Source organism: Neisseria sp. SLRRB23, assembly GCF_050896295.1.
GTDB lineage: Bacteria > Pseudomonadota > Gammaproteobacteria > Burkholderiales > Neisseriaceae > Neisseria.
This window is the reverse complement of sequence record NZ_JBPBFH010000002.1, coordinates 26,454-44,869: the sequence shown is the minus strand read 5'-3', so window position 1 is coordinate 44,869 and position 18,416 is coordinate 26,454. Positions and strand designations below refer to the sequence as shown.

17 protein-coding genes and 2 pseudogenes are annotated in these 18,416 nt (G+C 52.8%); 14 read left to right on the top strand and 5 right to left on the bottom strand.

What is annotated here, in order from left to right:
• The first annotated feature begins 2 nt into the window (after positions 1-2).
• Positions 3-1,481: pseudogene (gene ubiD, locus ACRPFF_RS00820) on the top strand (4-hydroxy-3-polyprenylbenzoate decarboxylase).
• On the opposite strand, the gene ACRPFF_RS00815 reads toward ubiD, so the two are convergent.
• A complete protein-coding gene (locus ACRPFF_RS00815; protein WP_432673565.1) occupies positions 1,444-1,650 on the bottom strand; it encodes a hypothetical protein in 207 nt (68 codons plus the stop codon). The pseudogene ubiD and the gene ACRPFF_RS00815 overlap by 38 nt on opposite strands.
• The gene (locus tag ACRPFF_RS00810) at positions 1,620-1,823 is read right to left on the bottom strand and encodes a hypothetical protein (protein WP_127213584.1); all 204 of its coding nucleotides are present in this window, start codon (positions 1,821-1,823) and stop codon (positions 1,620-1,622) included. Before ACRPFF_RS00810 ends, ACRPFF_RS00815 begins: the two co-directional genes overlap by 31 nt.
• A 158-nt stretch (positions 1,824-1,981) precedes the next feature.
• Between ACRPFF_RS00810 and ACRPFF_RS00805 the strand changes: the two genes are divergently transcribed.
• Positions 1,982-2,290 carry a 6-aminohexanoate hydrolase gene (locus tag ACRPFF_RS00805; protein WP_432673532.1) on the top strand — a complete coding sequence of 103 codons (309 nt, stop codon included), beginning with the start codon at positions 1,982-1,984 and terminating at the stop codon, positions 2,288-2,290.
• 200 nt (positions 2,291-2,490) lie between these two features.
• Here the strand turns inward: ACRPFF_RS00805 and ACRPFF_RS00800 are convergent, their stop codons facing one another.
• Complete coding sequence (locus tag ACRPFF_RS00800; protein ID WP_432673531.1) at positions 2,491-4,611, bottom strand: AsmA family protein; 2,121 nt, start codon at positions 4,609-4,611, stop codon at positions 2,491-2,493.
• 274 nt (positions 4,612-4,885) lie between these two features.
• Between ACRPFF_RS00800 and folP the strand changes: the two genes are divergently transcribed.
• The 7 genes from folP to ACRPFF_RS00765 all read left to right on the top strand — a co-directional run bounded on the left by folP (position 4,886) and on the right by ACRPFF_RS00765 (position 12,622).
• Positions 4,886-5,743 (top strand): dihydropteroate synthase, encoded by an 858-nt coding sequence (folP, locus tag ACRPFF_RS00795; RefSeq protein ID WP_432673530.1) that lies wholly within the window; start codon positions 4,886-4,888, stop codon positions 5,741-5,743.
• Between the two features lie 129 nt (positions 5,744-5,872).
• A complete protein-coding gene (gene glmM / locus ACRPFF_RS00790; RefSeq protein ID WP_432673529.1) occupies positions 5,873-7,207 on the top strand; it encodes a phosphoglucosamine mutase in 1,335 nt (444 codons plus the stop codon).
• Positions 7,208-7,393: 186 nt separating this feature from the next.
• On the top strand, positions 7,394-8,077 hold the full coding sequence (locus tag ACRPFF_RS00785; protein ID WP_432673528.1) for a DedA family protein: 684 nt from the start codon (positions 7,394-7,396) through the stop codon (positions 8,075-8,077).
• A 448-nt stretch (positions 8,078-8,525) separates the two neighbouring features.
• A complete protein-coding gene (locus tag ACRPFF_RS00780) occupies positions 8,526-9,518 on the top strand; it encodes an asparaginase (protein WP_432673527.1) in 993 nt (330 codons plus the stop codon).
• Positions 9,519-9,525: 7 nt separating this feature from the next.
• Positions 9,526-10,296: a TatD family hydrolase gene (locus ACRPFF_RS00775; protein ID WP_432673526.1), complete on the top strand. Its 771-nt coding sequence runs from the start codon at positions 9,526-9,528 to the stop codon at positions 10,294-10,296.
• Positions 10,297-10,385: 89 nt separating this feature from the next.
• Positions 10,386-11,462 carry a peptide chain release factor 1 gene (prfA, locus tag ACRPFF_RS00770; protein WP_003677750.1) on the top strand — a complete coding sequence of 359 codons (1,077 nt, stop codon included), beginning with the start codon at positions 10,386-10,388 and terminating at the stop codon, positions 11,460-11,462.
• Between the two features lie 161 nt (positions 11,463-11,623).
• Positions 11,624-12,622, top strand: a complete 999-nt coding sequence (locus ACRPFF_RS00765; protein ID WP_080542048.1) for a 2-hydroxyacid dehydrogenase — start codon at positions 11,624-11,626, stop codon at positions 12,620-12,622.
• Positions 12,623-12,699: 77 nt separating this feature from the next.
• On the opposite strand, the gene serS is transcribed toward ACRPFF_RS00765, so the two are convergent.
• A complete protein-coding gene (gene serS / locus ACRPFF_RS00760) occupies positions 12,700-13,995 on the bottom strand; it encodes a serine--tRNA ligase (RefSeq protein WP_432673525.1) in 1,296 nt (431 codons plus the stop codon).
• Between the two features lie 141 nt (positions 13,996-14,136).
• Between serS and ACRPFF_RS00755 the strand changes: the two genes are divergently transcribed.
• From ACRPFF_RS00755 to parE, 5 genes and pseudogenes are all read left to right on the top strand, one after another.
• Positions 14,137-14,679, top strand: a complete 543-nt coding sequence (locus tag ACRPFF_RS00755) for an RNA pyrophosphohydrolase (protein ID WP_432673524.1) — start codon at positions 14,137-14,139, stop codon at positions 14,677-14,679.
• 71 nt (positions 14,680-14,750) lie between these two features.
• Positions 14,751-14,902: pseudogene (locus tag ACRPFF_RS00750) on the top strand (very short patch repair endonuclease); the annotation flags it as partial.
• A 127-nt stretch (positions 14,903-15,029) separates the two neighbouring features.
• A complete protein-coding gene (locus tag ACRPFF_RS00745; RefSeq protein WP_432673523.1) occupies positions 15,030-15,653 on the top strand; it encodes a hypothetical protein in 624 nt (207 codons plus the stop codon).
• A 101-nt stretch (positions 15,654-15,754) separates the two neighbouring features.
• Positions 15,755-15,856 carry an HpaII family restriction endonuclease gene (locus tag ACRPFF_RS00740; protein WP_432673561.1) on the top strand — a complete coding sequence of 34 codons (102 nt, stop codon included), beginning with the start codon at positions 15,755-15,757 and terminating at the stop codon, positions 15,854-15,856.
• Between the two features lie 31 nt (positions 15,857-15,887).
• The gene (parE, locus tag ACRPFF_RS00735) at positions 15,888-17,873 is read left to right on the top strand and encodes a DNA topoisomerase IV subunit B (RefSeq protein WP_432673522.1); all 1,986 of its coding nucleotides are present in this window, start codon (positions 15,888-15,890) and stop codon (positions 17,871-17,873) included.
• Between the two features lie 120 nt (positions 17,874-17,993).
• On the opposite strand, the gene ACRPFF_RS00730 is transcribed toward parE, so the two are convergent.
• A complete protein-coding gene (locus ACRPFF_RS00730) occupies positions 17,994-18,404 on the bottom strand; it encodes a ProQ/FINO family protein (protein ID WP_314169455.1) in 411 nt (136 codons plus the stop codon).
• Between the last annotated feature and the right edge of the window lie 12 nt (positions 18,405-18,416).

The following is an 18,416-nucleotide window of genomic DNA, read 5'->3' as shown; positions in this document are numbered from 1 at the left end:
ATATGAAATACAAAGACCTGCGCGACTTCATCGCTATGCTCGAGCAGCAGGGCAAACTCAAACGCATCGCGCACCCCGTTTCCCCGCATTTGGAAATGACCGAAATCGCCGACCGCGTGCTGCGCGCCGAAGGGCCGGCGTTGTTGTTTGAGAATCCGATTAAGCCCGACGGCACGCGCTACGATTATCCTGTGTTGGCAAACCTGTTCGGCACGCCCGAACGTGTGGCGATGGGCATGGGCGCGGACAGCGTGTCCAAGCTGCGTGAAATCGGGCAGACGCTGGCGTATCTGAAAGAACCCGAACCGCCCAAAGGCATTAAAGACGCGTTTTCCAAACTGCCGCTGTTGAAAGACATTTGGAGCATGGCGCCGAATGTGGTGAAAAACGCGCCGTGTCAGGAAATCGTGTGGGAAGGCGAAGACGTTGATTTGTATCAGCTTCCGATTCAGCATTGCTGGCCGGAAGACGTTGCGCCGCTGGTAACGTGGGGCTTGACCGTAACGCGCGGGCCGCACAAAAAACGCCAAAATCTCGGCATTTACCGCCAACAATTAATCGGCAAAAACAAGCTGATTATGCGCTGGCTGTCGCATCGCGGCGGCGCGCTGGATTATCAGGAATTCCGCAAACTCAATCCCGATACGCCGTATCCCGTCGCCGTCGTACTCGGTTGCGACCCCTCCACCATTTTGGGCGCGGTAACGCCCGTTCCCGATACTTTGAGCGAATACCAGTTTGCCGGACTGCTGCGCGGTTCGCGGACGGAGCTGGTGAAATGTATCGGCAACGATTTGCAAGTGCCTGCACGCGCAGAAATCGTGTTGGAAGGTGTGATTCATCCGAACGAAACCGCGTTGGAAGGTCCATACGGCGACCACACGGGCTATTACAACGAGCAGGATCATTTCCCTGTGTTTACGGTCGAACGCATCACGATGCGCGAAAACCCGATTTACCATTCCACCTACACGGGCAAACCGCCCGATGAACCTGCCGTTTTGGGCGTGGCGTTGAACGAAGTGTTCGTACCGCTTTTGCAAAAGCAGTTCCCCGAAATCACCGATTTTTACCTGCCGCCCGAAGGCTGCTCCTACCGCATGGCGGTGGTCAGCATGAAAAAACAGTACGCCGGACACGCCAAGCGCGTGATGATGGGCTGCTGGTCGTTCCTGCGCCAGTTTATGTACACCAAATTCATCATCGTGGTGGATGACGATGTGGACGTGCGCGACTGGAAAGAAGTCATCTGGGCGGTAACCACGCGCATGGACCCCGTACGCGACACCGTTTTGGTGGACAATACGCCCATCGAATAACTCGACTTCGCCAGCCCCGTCAGCGGACTCGGCGGCAAAATGGGTTTGGCTGCGACCATCAAATGGCCGGGAGAAACCGACCGCGAATGGGGAAGGGTAATCAAAAAAGACCCTGCGGTTACGGCTAAGATTGATGGGATTTGGGGGGAACTCGGCTTATAGTAGATTCAAATAGGATTTCTCGTGTCGTCATTCCCGCGCTGGCGGAAATGACGATAATTGAGTATTTTTTATTTTGAATCAATATATTGAAAGTTAATTTGATACGCAATGCCGCCCTACGGTTGCAGGGCGGCATTGCTATGCCGCCGTTTGGATTTTCAGACGGCATTTGTGTGTTGCCTGTGTGGTTTTGTGTTGGGATGGCAATTTCGAGGCAGCCGATGCCGTCTGAAAGGCGATTGTCTGGCGGGACAGACGCGTTCTGTTTGTCTGTTTGGAAACGGTTGGGAAAGGCGTATGTTGGCGGATTTGTTGGGCGTAGTGGCTGGGCTTTTGCGGCAAGCTGTGATTTTGTCCGTTACGGATTGCGGCGGCTGAAAATCCTGTACCACGCCTGGAAACGAGGCGGCTGGCGGAATGTGCGGCGCGTGTCGCTGCGGCGGCGTTGATATTCGGCCGGTGGCTGGTTTTTTGTCGGTTGGGCCGGTTTTTAGGATGGCATGGGGGGAAGACACATGGACGAACTGTTCAAATGGGCGGTCAGGATTTTGGCGGCGGTGGCGGACTGGATACTCGAGCTGATGTGTTCGGCATTCCCGTTTGCGGAACCAAGCCGTTTTTTCCATCAGACCGCACGTATCGTTGTGCCGGTTTTGAGCTTGGGCCTGTTTCGTGTCGAAGATTATGGAAACACGGAATGTTTGGATTGGCGGACGTTTTCTGCTGATATGGGCGAATCGATAGGCGGTTGGTTTTGGTTCGCGTTCTTGCTTGCCTTTTCAGTATGGGCAGCCTATGCCCTGTTGTGAAATATAACCGACATACTTTGTTTTTGATGCGGCAACGAAAAATCGCTGCGGTTTGACGAAAATACAAATGGCGGCATTGCCAGCCGACACCAAACCAAACAGATGTGGGGCTTGTGTTTCCGATGTGGTACGGCCGGTCGGAAAGGTCATGCCGTCTGAAGCTTAATGTGTTTCAGACGGCATTTTTGTACGCAGGGTGTTTACGGTTCTTTAGGTTTGAGCCACTGCCATTGTTCCAGCAGGGTGTCTTCGAGGATTTTCTGTTTCTCTTTGCGCGAATTGATGCCGCCGGTCAGCCTGCCGTAATCGACGGTAATGGACGGCTTGTCCACCGTACCGGTGATTTTCAGGGGAATCGGTTTGTTTTTCGGATGGACGGCGTTGCGGATAAGGACATCTTCAGACAATTCCTGCGTATCCAGATTGGTATAGCCGTTGCTGATAACATAGAGGCTGTCGGAGAAGAGTTCGGTATCGATGTGGCGGCTGATGCCGTCTGAAATTTCGCTGTTGAGCGTGAATCGGTGGAAGGGTGTGCTGGGTGCGGCACTGTCGGCAGTTTTGCCTGAAATGCCGTTTTTCAGGATATTGTCCATGTCGATACCGTGCCATGCGCCGTTGGAAATATTCAGCGACAGGCTGCCCTGAAGCGAGCGGATAAGCTCTTTTCGGGTTTCGCCGCTCGCGGTCAGGTCGATGACCGCATCGCCGTTGCCGCTGAAGCTGTGGAAGCCGAACAGGTCTTGCAGCAGCGGTTGGATTTGGATGTTGCTTGCATTCTGTTGCAGACGGTAAGTGGCGGGACGGGTGTTGGCGATGCTGATGCCGCCTTCGGTATGGCCGCCGTAAAGCCCTGACTTGAAACGGCTGAGCGCAATATGGCCTTTGTCGGCGTGGAGGTAGGTTTCCATATCGTCCAGTTGCAAGCCGGGAAGTTGGACATTGCCGATTTTCAAGTGCGCCTCGATGTCGCCGGACAGCTTGGCGAGGGTGTCGGGGAATATTTTGCCGTTTTGTTGCCGCACGTCGTCAAGATAGGGGGTCAGGTTCAATTTTTGCAGTGCGACGGCGGCTTCCAGGTGCGGTGCGTCTTCCTGTGTGTATCTGAATTTCGCGGCAACGGTTTGGCGGTCGAACGAACCGTTGAATTCGGCATGCCACTGATGAAGGTTTTTTATGGACATCGAACCGTCGAGCTGGCTGATGAAACGGGGTTGCGGCAGGCGGTTGACGGTATCCTGAAGGGTCGATACATGCAGGCGCGGCGCCTCCAGACCGTTGTTCCGGCTCCAAACCAACGGCGAGCCGAGGGAGAAATTGGTTTGAAGGCGCGGTGTTTTGAAGCTGCCGGAGATTTCGGCGTTGCCGATGTTGGCGATGCCGGAGTGCAGGTTGGCCTTATCGAGTTTGAACGATCCGCCCCATTGGAAATTCCCGTCGTCGGCGGTAGCGGTAAATGTCCCGTTGACGGTTTCAATTTTAATGCGGTTGTTCCTGAGTGCCAGCGTAGGGATTTGGGCGGTCAGGTGGAGGTTGTGGAAGGCGGTGTCGGCACGCAGGCCGAGGTTGGCCGCATCCGCTCCGCCAGCGTTAAAACGGATAGTGGGGTTGCCGGTGGTGGAAACGGCAATGCGGTGTCCGTTTAGGGCGGTCTCGGCTTCGAAATGGAACGGTGAGATTTCGGGCGTGCCGATGCCGTCTGAAAGGAACAGCCCCCTGCTTTTCCACGGGACGGACAGCTTCCCCCAAACCAGTATGCCCGAACTTTCAAACTGCTGCCCCGCCGAATCGGGGGATTGCAGGTTGAGGCTGACTTCCTTCAGGGTAAGCCGGTCTTGCGGCAAGTCGAGGTGGATGGTGCTGTTTTCGATAATGATGCGGTTTACCGAGGCTTTGCGTTTTGGGTTGTCGATCAGGTCTTGGATGTTCCAAACACCTTTCTCGTCGCGCGTCAGGGCAAGTTCCGCACCCGAAACCACCCATTTTTCAACCTGTATCTGATCCGACCACAGATTTTTCCAGCTCAATCCGATTTTGGTTTCTTTGATGGAAACGGCAGTCCGGTCGCCGCCGGGTTCGGTAATGGTCAGGTTTTTCAGGATGACGGTCGGCCGGGGCAGGAGCCTGCGCTGTATATCCGCATCAAACGAGATTTTCCGGTGCGTATGGGCAATGCTTTGTTGGAGGCGGATTCGGATGTTTTCAGGTGTGAAGATGCGATAGACGGACGCGTGCAGCCCGATTGCCGCCAAAAGCAGTATCGTCAGCACGGCTACCGCATATTTCAGACGGTATTTGTGGAAGACCGATAATAAATCCATAGCCTGAAAAGTCTGTAAAACACGCCACAGTATAACACGGCTTGTAGAAATCCTATTTTGTGTGGGCGGATTATCTTGTATAAAGGGGTAATGCCCATAAGCAGGCATACCGCCGGATCAGGTATCGCGGGTGTTGCCGCGTTTGCAGGGGCAGTGTATGTTTCATACGGCGGCGGATTCTGCAAGATACTTTTTTGAAATACCGATGCCGTCTGAAACGGACAAGTTTTGTTCAGACGGTATATAATTTGCTTTTTATTCCGGAGGCACGGATATGGTCGGATGCGTTTGGCAGGCAGGACGGTTTGAAATCGGTTTGGACAAACCGAAAATTATGGGTATCGTGAATCTCACGCCCGATTCTTTTTCCGACGGCGGCGCGTATTCGCAAAACGCCCAAACCGCTTTGGCGCATGCCGAACGGCTTTTGAAAGAGGGTGCGGACATTCTCGACATCGGCGGTGAATCGACGCGGGCAGGTGCGGATTATGTTTCGCCTGAAGAAGAATGGGCGCGGGTTGAGCCTGTATTGGCAGAAGTGGCGGGGTGGGGCGTTCCCGTCAGTTTGGACACGCGCCGCACGGTGGTTATGGAAAAAGCGTTGGCACTCGGCGGCATCGATATTATCAATGATGTGGCGGCGTTGACCGACGAAGGTGCGGTCGAATTGCTGGCGCGCCAGGCGGACACGGGCATTTGCCTGATGCATATGCGGGGCTTGCCCGAAACCATGCAGGACAATCCGAAATATCAGGATGTTGTCGGCGAAGTGGCAAGGTATTTGAAGGCGCGGGCGGCGGAATGTGTCGCGGCAGGCATCGCACCGCAACGCATCACACTCGACCCCGGTTTCGGCTCCGGCTTCGGCAAAACCTTGCAACACAATATCGCGCTGATGCGGCATTTGCCCGAATTGATGGCGGAAACCGGTTTGCCGCTGCTGGTCGGCGTGTCGCGCAAGAGCACGATAGGCGAGCTGACCGGCGAGGCAGACGCGGCGGCGCGCGTACACGGCAGCGTGGCGGCGGCGCTGGCTTCCGTGGCGCGCGGCGCGCAAATCGTGCGGGTGCATGATGTGAAGGCGACGGCGGACGCGTTGAAGGTGTGGGAAGCGTTGGGCATCAATCTGTAAACAGCGGTTCGCATACTTTATGCCGTCTGAAAAGGGCGGGGCGGCTTCAGACGGCATCAACGGTGCAGACAGCAAGGCATAAACTGACTGTATAATCTCGGACAACGGTTCACATTCTCGGAGCAACACATGGCAAAAAAATATTTCGGCACGGACGGCGTGCGCGGCGAAGTCGGGCAGTTTCCGATTACGCCCGATTTTGTATTGAAACTCGGCTATGCGGCGGGGCAGGTTTTGGTCCAGCACGACACCGACCAGAAACCGACTGTTTTAATCGGCAAGGATACGCGGATTTCCGGCTATATGCTGGAGGCAGCTTTGGTGGCGGGTTTTACCGCCGCAGGTGTCAACGTTATCCAAACCGGTCCGCTGCCTACGCCCGGCGTGGCTTATCTGACCCGTGCGCTGCGTTTGTCCGCCGGTGTGATGATTTCCGCGTCGCATAATGCCTATTCCGACAACGGCATCAAATTCTTTGCCGAAGGCGGCGTGAAACTTTCCGATGAAGTCGAGTTGGAAATCGAAACCAAAATCGAAGAAGAAATGAAAACCCAGCCTTCTGCACGCCTCGGGCGCGCACGCCGTATCAGCGGTGCAGACGACCGCTATATCGAATTTTGCAAATCCACCTTCCCCAGCCATTCCGACCTTCGCGGTTTGAAGTTGGTTATCGATACCGCCAACGGTGCGGGGTACGGTGTCGCACCCAAGGTGTTTCACGAACTGGGCGCACAGGTCGTCAGCATCGGCGACGAACCCAACGGCTACAATATCAATGAAAAATGCGGTGCGACTTATACCAAGACACTCCAGGCAGCCGTTTTACAACATGAAGCCGACTACGGCATCGCCTTAGACGGTGATGGCGACCGCCTGATGATGGTCGATAAAAACGGGCAGGTTTACGACGGCGACAGCCTGATTTACGTCATTGCCAAAGCCCGAGCCCGAGAAGGTATCAACATCGGCGGCGTGGTCGGCACGGTCATGACCAATATGGCGATGGAAATCGCCCTGAAAGAGCAGGGCGTCGATTTCTGCCGCGCCAAAGTCGGCGACCGCTATGTGTTGGAACAGCTGAACCAACGCGGCTGGCTCATCGGCGGCGAAGCCAGCGGCCATATTTTGTGCATGGACAAACATAACACCGGCGACGGCATTATTTCCGCGCTGCAAGTTTTGGCGGCGCTGCAAATCCTGAACCAAGACCTCGCCACCGTCTGCGCCGATTGGCAGCCGTATCCGCAAACGATGATTAATGTCCGTATCGGCAAAGGGCAAAACTGGCAGGAAGCCTCAAAAGGCGTGCTGGCGGAAGTGGAAAAAGAACTCGAAGGCAAAGGACGTGTCGTCCTGCGTGCATCGGGAACCGAACCCGTCGTGCGCGTGATGGTTGAGGCACGACAGGCCGATTGGGCGTGCGAAGGGGCGGAACGTATTGCTTCCGCCATCGGCAGCATTTAGGCAAAATCAGGAAAAATCGTTTCAACAGCGGCGGTTTTCTGTTTAAATGCCGTCTGAACATGCGGAGGATGTGCGAATCTGCCTTTTTCCGCTTTCAGACGGCATAATCTTTGATAGAATGCCGTTTCGCGCAGAAAATGTTTCGGTTTGTTCTGACTTTTTATCTCCGACAATGGAATATCCGCTATGTTTGCCCTTTTGGAAGCCTTTTTTGTCGAATACGGCTATGCGGCCGTGTTTTTCGTTTTGGTCATCTGCGGTTTCGGCGTGCCGATTCCCGAGGATTTGACCTTGGTAACAGGCGGCGTGATTTCGGGTATGGGTTATACCAATCCGCATATTATGTTTGCAGTCGGTATGCTCGGCGTATTGGTCGGGGACGGCATCATGTTCGCCGCCGGACGAATTTGGGGGCAGAAAATCCTAAGGTTCAAACCTATTGCGCGTATCATGACGCCGAAACGTTATGAGCAGGTTCAGGAAAAATTCGACAAATACGGTAACAGGGTCTTATTTGTCGCCCGTTTCCTGCCCGGTTTGAGAACGGCCGTATTTGTTACAGCCGGTATCAGCCGCAAGGTTTCATACTTGCGTTTTATCATTATGGATGGACTGGCCGCGCTGATTTCCGTCCCTATTTGGATTTATCTGGGCGAATACGGTGCGCACAACATCGATTGGCTGATGGCGAAAATGCACAGCCTGCAATCGGGTATTTTTGTTATCTTGGGTATAGGTGCGGCCGTTGTCGCTTGGATCTGGTGGAAAAAACGCCAACGTATCCAGTTTTACCGCAGCAAATTGAAAGAAAAGCGGGCGCAACGCAAAGCCGCCAAGGCAGCCAAAAAAGCCGCGCAAAGCAAACAATAAAATCAAGCACCTAAATAGCTTGCCGATATTCAATAGTTTCCGTATTTTTTTAATCCACAAAGCGGTATCTCATGCGTTGGAAATTCTCGCAAGGTCTCTGACCTTGTTGCGGTTTCCGTTCTGAGTCTCACGCTTCGTGAATATAGTGGATTAACAAAAATCAGGACAAGGCGACGAAGCCGCAGACAGTACAGATAGTACGGAACCGATTCACTTGGTGCTTCAGCACCTTAGAGAACCGTTCTCTTTGAGCTAAGGCGAGGCAACGCCGTACTGGTTTTTGTTAATCCACTATAAAAATCCACTTGGAAAATCAAATATCGACAGCCCTTGGGTGCTTTTTCATTTGAAGGCCGTCTGAAAACCGTCCGCGCTGCCAAATTGCCAGCCTGTCCGAAATATAGTTAAATAAGCCGTATTATTATTTTCAGACGACCCGATGATGTCCATGAAACAAAAAATCTTCGTTCTCTACACAGGCGGCACCATAGGCATGACCCAAAGCAGCGAAGGCCTGCGCCCCGATACCGCACTGGTCAGCCAAGCCCTTTCCCCCTTTTCAGACGGCCTCGATTTCGAGTGGCACGTCTGCAATCCCTTGATTGATTCCTCCTCCGTTACGCTGCAACACTGGCGCGATTGGCTGGACATCATTGCCGACAAACTCCCTTCATGCGACGGCATCCTGATACTGCACGGCACGGACAGCATGGCGTACACCGCCAATCTCCTCGCGCTCGCCCTGCAAGGTTTGGGCAAACCGATTGTCCTGACTGGTTCCCAATGGCCTTACGCCGCCGAAAACAGCGATGCCCCGCGCAACCTCTCCACCGCCGTTGCCGCCCTCAGCCTCAAGCTCAAACAAACCGTCATCGCGTTTGACGGCAAACTGTATCCCGCCGTCGGCAGCAGCAAAGTCAGCACCGAAACTGCTGCAGGCTTCGACAATCCGCATTTCGGCACGCTTGCCGAATGGGACGAAACCCGGGGTTGGCACAATCTTCGCCTCCCGTCCCAAGACGCAGCAGCCGTTTCAGACGGCCTCAAAATCCGCTATCCCGATCCTCAGGCAAAAATCGCCGTCCGCACGCTTATCCCCGGCTTTGCTGTCCAAGAACTTGCCGACGGACTCGGACAGCTTTCCGCCCAAGCCCTTATCCTGCAAAGCTACGGACACGGCAACACGCCCGCAGACGAAGGTTTCATCCGCGCCGTGCAAGACTTTACACAGCAAGGCAAATTGTTGCTCAACATCAGCCAAGTCCGACAAGGCAGAACTGCCGCCGTTTACGCGCAAGGCAATGTGTTCCGCAACTCGGGCATCATCAACGGCGGTAAATGCAACCTCGAAACCGCCACCGCGCTTATGACCCTCGCCGTATCGCAAGGCTGGGGTGTGGAAGATGTAGAAAAAGAATTGGTAAGACTAAAGTTAGTGTGAAATCGAAATGAACCTTACCGACACCCATTGCCACCTCGCCGATCCCGCCTTACGCGAAAACCTGCCGCACATCCTGACCGCCGCGCGGAAAGCTGGGGTGAAGCGGTTTATCGTTCCCGCAACCCGGCCGCAGGATTGGCAGGACGTGGCGGATATGGCGGAAATGCCGTCCGAACACGGTCAAATCCGTATTGCGCTGGGCATCCATCCTTGGTTTTCAGACGGCATTGTGGAACAGGATTTTGCCGGTTTGGAAGCCGTATTGGCGCGTTACCCCCGAGCGTGGGTCGGCGAAATAGGTTTGGATTTTTACGACAAAACCCAAACGCCGCCACAGCGCGAACGGCAAATTCAAGTCTTCAGCCGCCAGCTTGCCATCGCGCAAACCCTGCGCCGCCGCGTGATTATCCATAATCTCAAAGCCACCGCCGACATCGCCGCTGCCGTCAAACAGACAGGCTTTGCCCAAGGCGGCATCGTTCACGCCTTCTCAGGCAGCGCGGAAGAAGCGCGCGTGTTGACGAAACTGGGTTTCAAAATCGGCATCGGTTCGTTGTTGCTCAACCCGAACGCCCGCAAAATACGCGAAACCCTCAAAACCCTGAATGACACCGATTTCGTCTTGGAAACCGACAGCCCGTTTATGCTGAAAAAAGAGATTAATACGCCTGCCAATATTCTTCGGATTGCCGAAATTGCTGCGGAAATACGCGGTACCGGCGCGGCGGAAATCGCCGCGATAACGGAACGCAATGCCGACAGTCTGCTCCGTCCCTAGATTATCTTTTTGAATATTCAGAAAATATATTATAATGACCGCGTTTTGATGCCGTCTGAAATTCAGGCGGCGTTTGTTATGGAAGAATTATGAAGCCGTCTATCTTAGAAAAACTACAACAACTCAGCGACCGACTGGAAGAAGTTACCCACCTTCTCGGACAGCCCGAAGCCACGTCCGACATGGACAATTACCGCAAGCTCACGCGTGAACACGCCGAATTGACGCCCGTGGTCGAAGTATTCCAAAACTATCAACTGGCGCAAAGCGACTTGGCGGATGCCGAAGAAATGCTGTCCGACCCCGAAATGAAAGACTTTGCAGCCGAAGAAATCGAAGCGGCAAAAGCCAAAATCAACACGCTCGATACCGAACTGCAAAAACTGCTGCTGCCCAAAGATGCCGACGACGACAAAAACATCTTTATCGAAGTACGCGCCGGTACCGGTGGCGACGAAGCCGCGCTGTTTGCAGGTGATTTGCTGCGTATGTACAGCCGCTACGCCGAGCGTAACCGCTGGCAGGTCGAAATCGTGTCCGCCAACGAAAGCGAATTGGGCGGCTATAAAGAAGTCATCGCCCGTATTGTCGGACTCGGTGCGTACAGCCGTTTGAAATTTGAATCGGGCGGACACCGCGTGCAACGCGTCCCCGCCACCGAAAGCCAAGGCCGCATCCACACCTCCGCCTGCACCGTTGCCGTCATGCCCGAAGCGGACGAACTGGAAGACATCGAGTTGAACCCTGCCGACCTTCGTATCGACACCTTCCGTGCATCCGGTGCGGGCGGTCAGCACATCAACAAAACCGACTCCGCCGTCCGCATTACCCACCTGCCCACCGGCATGGTGGTCGAATGCCAAGACGGACGCAGCCAACACGCCAACAAAGCGCAGGCAATGAAAGTCCTCGCCGCCCGCCTGAACGACGCGCAAAAACGCGAAGCCCAAGCCAAAGAAGCCGCCGAGCGCAAATCCCTCATCGGCAGCGGCGACCGCAGCGAACGCATCCGCACCTACAACTACCCCCAAGGCCGCGTAACCGACCACCGCATCAACCTTACCCTGCACAAGCTGGATTTTGTGATGGACGGCGACTTGGAAGAAATCACCAACGCCCTGATTGCCGAGCATCAGGCCGAGCTTCTGGCGGCAATGGGCGATTGAGTTTTGTATTTGGGTAAAAAATGCCGTCTGAACCAAGTTTCAGACGGCATTTTGCGTCTGCCGTGCCATGCAATCAATTTTAATCCGCCATATTCTACTGATTTGTTTGAATTCAGTGTATTATGCCGTTTCTCAACCATAGGCGACAACTGGACATATTGATGAAGATTGCGATTTACGGTACGAAAAGCTATGACCGCGAACATTTTACCCGCGCCAACCGGCATTTCGGCTTCGAGCTGGAGTTTTTTGATTTCATGCTGGATGCGAAAACGGCGAAAATGGCGGAAGGCGCGGAAGCGGTCTGTATTTTTGTAAACGACGACGGCAGCCGGCCTGTGTTGGAAAAATTGGCGCAAATTGGCGTGAAAACTGTGGCGTTGCGTTGTGCCGGCTTCAATAATGTGGATTTGAAGGCGGCTGAAGAGTTGGGCTTGAAAGTCGTGCGCGTGCCTGCCTATTCGCCCGAATCGGTTGCGGAACATACGGTCGGTCTGATGCTGACTTTGAACCGCCGTATCCACAAAGCCTATCAGCGTACCCGCGATGCGAATTTTTCGCTGGAAGGTCTGACCGGTTTCAATATGTACGGCAAAACGGCGGGCGTTATCGGCACGGGGAAAATCGGTATCGCAACGATGCGGATTTTAAAGGGTTTCGGTATGAACCTGCTGGCTTACGATCCGTTTTGCAATCCTGAAGCGGAAAAAATCGGCGGAAAATATGTGGATTTGGACGAGCTGTATGCCCGATCGGACATCATCACGCTGCATTGTCCCGCTACGCCGGAAAACCACTATATGCTGAACGAAGCGGCATTCGACAAAATGAAAGACGGTGTGATGATTATCAACACCAGCCGTGGCGGTCTGATTGACAGTTCTGCCGCGATTGAGGCGTTGAAACGCCGGAAAATCGGCGCATTGGGCATGGATGTGTACGAGAACGAGCGCGAGCTGTTTTTTGAAGACAAATCCAACGATGTGATTACCGACGACGTGTTCCGACGCCTGTCGTCATGCCATAACGTGCTGTTTACCGGACATCAGGCATTTTTGACGGAAGAGGCGTTGGGTAATATTTCGGAAGTTACGCTGTCCAATATCCGCGAGGTCGGACAGACCGGCGATTGTGGCAATGCGGTTCGTGCCGACGGCTGACGTGTTTTAAAAGTTTAAAGGAAATGCCGTCTGAAACAGGTTTCAGACGGCATTTGACGTTCAGGCAGCCTGCAAACTTATTTGACTTCCAACTTGGCAACACCGCCCATATACGGTTGCAGTGCGGCAGGGATGTTGATGCTGCCGTCGGCGTTTTGATGGTTTTCCAACACGGCGACCAAGGTTCTGCCGACTGCCAAACCGGAGCCGTTCAAAGTATGTACCAAGCGGTTTTTGCCGTTTTCGTCTTTGAAACGCGCCTTCATGCGGCGGGCTTGGAAATCTTCGCAGTTGGAGCAGCTTGAGATTTCGCGGTAGGTATTTTGAGCGGGAACCCAAACTTCCAAATCATACGTTTTGGTCGCGCCGAAGCCCATGTCGCCGGTACACAGGGTAATCACGCGGTAGGGCAGTTCCAAAGCCTTCAGGATGTTTTCGGCATGGCCGACCATTTCTTCCAGCACTTCGTATGATTTTTCGGGATGAACGATTTGTACCATTTCTACTTTGTCGAACTGGTGTTGGCGGATCAGGCCGCGTGTGTCTTTGCCGTACGAACCCGCCTCGCTGCGGAAGCAGGGCGAGTGGGCGGTTAGTTTCAGCGGCAGTTCGCTTTCAGACACAATGCTGTCGGCAACGGTATTGGTCAGCGTTACTTCTGCGGTCGGAATCAGATATTGCGTGGTTTTGGTTTCGTCGCCGCCACGGGTAACATGGAATAAATCTTCTGCAAATTTGGGCAGCTGACCTGTGCCTTGCAAGGTGGTGTCGTCTACGATATAGGGTGTGTAATGCTCGGTGTAGCCGTGTTTCAGCGTGTGCGTATCGAGCATGAATTGCGCCAGCGCGCGGTGCAGACGGGCGATTTGTCCGCGCATAACGGTAAATCGTGCGCCGGAGAGTTTTGCGCCGCCTTCGAAATCCAAACCCAAAGGTTCACCCAAATCGACATGGTCTTTGATTTCAAAGTCAAATTCGCGTGGCGTGCCGACTTTGCGGACTTCGACGTTTTCGGTTTCGTCTTTACCGGCGGGTACGCTTTCGTGCGGTAGGTTGGGTATGCTCAACAACCATGCGTCCAGTTCCTTTTGTACGGCTTCCAAATCGGCGGCTGCCTGTTCCAAATCGGTTTTGATTCGGGCGACTTGATCCATGGCCGCCTGCGCCTCTTCATGTTTGCCCTGACCTTTCAGAGCGCCGATTTGTTTGGAAATGCTGTTGCGCGAGGCTTGTAGTTCTTCGGTTTTCACCTGAACGGACTTGCGTCGTTCTTCCAGTGCGTCAAAACGTGCGGTATCAAAGTCATAACCGCGCCGTGCAAGCCGTTCGGCAACGGCGGCGGTGTTGCTGCGGAGCAATTGGATATCTAACATGGTCTGATTCCCGAATAATTTGAAATACATTATTGTAAACCAAATTCAAGATATTTTCCCAAATCCCCCCGTGTTTCGGCACGCGTACCGCCATGCCGTCCGATTTGTCAAAACCGTCCGATTTGTGGGAAAATCCCAAGATTGAATTTAACGGAGGGCGACACCGTGTTGGATAGGGAAGGCTATCGCCCCAATGTCGGTATCATCTTAATCAACAACCGCAACGAGGTCTTTTGGGGCAAGCGCGTACGCGAACATTCATGGCAGTTTCCTCAAGGCGGCATCAAGCCGGGCGAAAGCCCCGAAACCGCCATGTACCGAGAGTTGTACGAAGAAGTCGGGCTTTTACCGCAACACATCAAAATTATCGGCCGCACACGCGACTGGCTGCGTTATGACGTGCCGAACAACTGGGTACGCCGCGAATGGCGCGGATCCTATCGCGGACAAAAACAGATTTGGTATCTTTTGCGTTTGGTTGGCCGTGACAGCGATGTCAACCTCCGCGCCTGTCACCATCCCGAATTTGACGGTTGGCGTTGGCACCAATATTGGGCTCCCGTTGACGAAGTTATCGAGTTCAAACGCGATGTCTATCTTGGCGCATTGAAAGAACTCTCCCGCTTCCTGCGCGGCATCGAAAGCTACGAAGATTTCGCAGCAGGCGGCAAAGCAGCACAATAATCATGCGACACAACGCTTCCGATTGAACCGGAAGCGTTGTTTTTCTTAATTTCAGACGGCATGGACCGATTATGGACAGACTGACCCCCGAGCAGCGTAAAAAAGTCATGCGTGCCAATAAAAGCAAAGGGACGAAACCGGAACTTGTGTTGGCAAAGACATTGTGGCATAGGGAGTGAGATATAGGAAAAACAATGAAGATATTTTAGGTAAGCCTAATTTTATTCTTTAAGAAAGAGTTGCCCTAGTTATCTCAGATAACTTTTTCAATTTTCAGTTTGTACTCATTATTTGAGTTATGATAGGGCTTCTATTGAATTTATCTAAAGAGCAAACTTAAGGAAAGTAATATGCGTTTTATAACTGTTTTGACATTATTTTTATTCCCTATTCTGGCAATGGCAAAAGTTAATTTTTACGCTCAAACTAATCATTTCTCCTTAAGAGAAGGGGAAGAGTGGAGTTGGGAAAAAACTGCCAAAACTCCTAAGATTAAATGGGATAACAAAAAGCCGAAAAAAGATCATTATGATTCTAATAGGTATTATGTATGGGGTACGATGGGTAGGTATGGCACTATTTCTGCGGTTGGTTCGAAAATAAAGCCAATAATCGTTGAATTTAGGTCTAGTCAGGATTACAGTGAGAGCGATATTGGTGTTGATGTATATACTATTGATCAATTGTTTAATAAAAAAGAATTAACTAAGGTTAAATCCAATTGCTCAGTTAATGCTAATAGCGGCAGAATGTGGCCAGATGAATACCAGCATTTTTATAAATGGCACAAGAAAGGATTTCAGCCTTTATATATTGCTGCTAGAAAATTGGTATCGGGAACATTTAATGGTGGTATTACTATAAATTATACTATTGTTGATGATTTTAATAATTTCAATCATGAGTATGCGTATGGCGTGGAACGTTATTTTAGTTCGAGTAGTAAAGAAATTACCTGTAAGATTTTAAAATAGTGTCAAATTTAATTTTGCTTAAATTGAAGTGTTAAACATGATAAATGTTTACTGTTTTTTCGTTTTTATTATATTGGAGTAAAAATTATTTTGAATAATGCCTGCTTCTCAGTGATAAAACGGAAGCATCAAGCTCAGAAAGGCATGGGTTTGGAAAAATTTATGAAGATGATGGAGGTTATTTCATAAAATTGAATCTGTAAATCCGCTTTATCAAATAACAAGTATTTTGAAATGACTAAAAACACCCAATACAGCGAATCCAGCATTACCGTCCTCAAAGGCTTGGAGCCGGTCAAAGAACGTCCCGGCATGTACACCCGCACCGACAGTCCGACCCACATCTGCCAAGAAGTCATCGACAACGCGGCGGACGAGGCGTTGGGCGGTTTCGCTACTGAAATCGACGTGCGCATCCACGACGACGGTTCGCTTTCCGTGTGCGACAACGGACGCGGCATTCCCGTCGGGCTGCACCCTGTCGAAGGCGTGCCCGTGGTCGAACTTGTATTTACCCGTCTGCACGCGGGCGGCAAGTTCAACAAAAAAGACGGCGGCAGCGCGTATGCCTTTTCAGGCGGCCTGCACGGCGTGGGCGTATCCGTGACCAACGCCCTCTCCACCCGCCTCGAAGTAACCGTCAAACGCGAAGGCAAAATCCACCGCATCGTGTTTGCCGGTGGCGACGTGGTCGAACCGTTGGCGGAAGTGGGCAAATGCGCCGTCAAAGACAGCGGCACCGAAGTGCGCGTTTGGCCGGACGGCAAATATTTTGAAAGCCCGAATTACAGCATTCCCGAACTCGAACGCCTGTTGCGCGCCAAAGCCGTGCTGCTGCCGGGTGTGCGCGTTTCCCTGACCCGTCCGGTCAAAGGCGAAGACGAAGCACACACCCAAACTTGGCACTATCCAGACGGCTTGAAAAGCTATCTGACCGACCTCATTGCCGACGCGCAGGAAGCTGTGCCGCTGTTCTCCTGCGAAAACTATATTTCAGACGATCACAACGGCGATTTCAGCATCGGCGAAGGCGCCGCGTTTGCCTTGACTTGGCTGGAAGAAGGCTCGTGCGCCAACGAAAGCTATGTCAACCTCATCCCCACCCCGCTGGGCGGCACGCACGAAGCAGGTTTGAAACAAGCCGTGTTCAACGCCGTCAACAACTTCATCAATCTGCACAACCTCTTGCCCCGCGGCGTGAAAGTACAAAGTGACGACGTGTTCGGCAAAACCGCCTTCGTCCTTTCTGCCCGCGTCCTCGACCCGCAGTTCCAAGGTCAGACCAAAGACAAGCTGACCAACCGTGACGCGTTGAAACTCGTTGCCACCGTATCGGGCGACCCTTTGGAATTGTGGCTGAACCAAAACGTGGATTACGGCAAAAAAATCGCCGAACTCGCTATCCGTCAGGCACAAGCACGGATGCGTTCGGTTAAAAAGATTGAAAAGAAAAAAGGCAGCGGCGTCGCCGTCCTGCCCGGTAAGCTGACCGACTGCGAAAGCGAAGACATCCGCGAAAACGAACTCTTCCTCGTCGAAGGCGATTCCGCTGGCGGCTCCGCCAAACTCGCCCGCGACAAAGCCACCCAAGCCATCCTGCCCCTGCGCGGCAAAGTGCTCAACAGCTTTGAAGTCCACCCTGACCAACTCTTCGGCAACGCCGAAATCCACGACATTTCCGTCGCCATCGGCGTTGATCCGCATGGAATCAATGACAATCCCGATTTAAGCGGCCTGCGCTACGGCAAAATCGCCATCCTGTCCGATGCCGACGTGGACGGTTCGCATATTCAGGTTTTGCTGTTGACCCTGTTCTACCGCCACTTCCCGAAACTGGTTGCCGACGGACACATCTACGTCGCCCAGCCGCCGCTGTTCCGCGTCGATGTCAACGCACAAGGTAAAAGCAAACCCGCCCGCAAATTCTACGCCCTCGACCAAAACGAACTCGACAGCATTTTGGAGCGGCTGCAAAAAGAAGGCGTTAAAGAAACCGCCTATTCCATCAGCCGTTTCAAGGGCTTGGGCGAAATGAACCCTGACCAGCTCAAAGACACCACCATGCACCCCGACACCCGCCGCCTGTTGCAGGTACAAATCCCCGAAGGCGCGGATGACGAAACACGCGACATCTTCGTCAAACTGATGGGCAAAGGCGAAGCCGCTGCCCGCCGCGCCTGGATGGAACGCGAAGGCGATACGGCTCAATTGGATATTTAACTGGTTGGCAGAAAAGAAGAAAATAAGGATAAAACACTGTATAAACAAGCTATTTGAGTCAATGTGAAAAATGCCGTCTGAAAACCAATCAGGTTTCAGACGGCATTTTATTCGGACAGCTTATTCTGCTGCGGAAGGTTCTGCCGCTTCGGCTGCCGGTGTAGCGGTTTCAGCCTGTTTTTGTAAAGCTTGTTGTACGAAAGGATGATTTTGCGCGATGTTTTGCTCTTCAGGAGTAACCTCGCCTTTAAAGCGGTTGTTCAGGTCGAAGCGTTTACCTCCGCGCGCCAATGCTTTCAGATAGCGTGGACGGCGGCAGTGGTTGGCGAGGACGCGTGCAATAAGTGTAGGATCGTATTGGGGCAGCGCGGTAATCAAGTCTTGGTCGATACCGAGTGCCAACGGTTTAAATCGTTTGAATACATCGTATTTGCCGTAGATATGGTCGGCAATCATTTCTGTCTGTTTCTTTTTGCTCATGGTTTGGACCGCAGATTTCAGTGCTGCGCCCAAAGCGGTTTCTTGTATCATTTCAGTTGCATT

Excerpts from the sequence above, each read along its gene's own strand:
- ACRPFF_RS00780 (WP_432673527.1), top strand. The coding sequence starts at position 8,526 with ATGAAACAAAAAATCTTCGTTCTCTACACAGGCGGCACCATAGGCATG.
- folP (WP_432673530.1), top strand. The coding sequence starts at position 4,886 with ATGGTCGGATGCGTTTGGCAGGCAGGACGGTTTGAAATCGGTTTGGAC.
- prfA (WP_003677750.1), top strand. The coding sequence starts at position 10,386 with ATGAAGCCGTCTATCTTAGAAAAACTACAACAACTCAGCGACCGACTG.
- ACRPFF_RS00765 (WP_080542048.1), top strand. The coding sequence starts at position 11,624 with ATGAAGATTGCGATTTACGGTACGAAAAGCTATGACCGCGAACATTTT.
- parE (WP_432673522.1), top strand. The coding sequence starts at position 15,888 with ATGACTAAAAACACCCAATACAGCGAATCCAGCATTACCGTCCTCAAA.
- ACRPFF_RS00800 (WP_432673531.1), bottom strand. The coding sequence starts at position 4,611 with ATGGATTTATTATCGGTCTTCCACAAATACCGTCTGAAATATGCGGTA.
- ACRPFF_RS00775 (WP_432673526.1), top strand. The coding sequence starts at position 9,526 with ATGAACCTTACCGACACCCATTGCCACCTCGCCGATCCCGCCTTACGC.
- ACRPFF_RS00785 (WP_432673528.1), top strand. The coding sequence starts at position 7,394 with ATGTTTGCCCTTTTGGAAGCCTTTTTTGTCGAATACGGCTATGCGGCC.
- glmM (WP_432673529.1), top strand. The coding sequence starts at position 5,873 with ATGGCAAAAAAATATTTCGGCACGGACGGCGTGCGCGGCGAAGTCGGG.
- ACRPFF_RS00815 (WP_432673565.1), bottom strand. The coding sequence starts at position 1,650 with ATGCCGTCTGAAAATCCAAACGGCGGCATAGCAATGCCGCCCTGCAAC.
- ACRPFF_RS00730 (WP_314169455.1), bottom strand. The coding sequence starts at position 18,404 with ATGATACAAGAAACCGCTTTGGGCGCAGCACTGAAATCTGCGGTCCAA.
- ACRPFF_RS00745 (WP_432673523.1), top strand. The coding sequence starts at position 15,030 with ATGCGTTTTATAACTGTTTTGACATTATTTTTATTCCCTATTCTGGCA.
- ACRPFF_RS00805 (WP_432673532.1), top strand. The coding sequence starts at position 1,982 with ATGGGGGGAAGACACATGGACGAACTGTTCAAATGGGCGGTCAGGATT.
- serS (WP_432673525.1), bottom strand. The coding sequence starts at position 13,995 with ATGTTAGATATCCAATTGCTCCGCAGCAACACCGCCGCCGTTGCCGAA.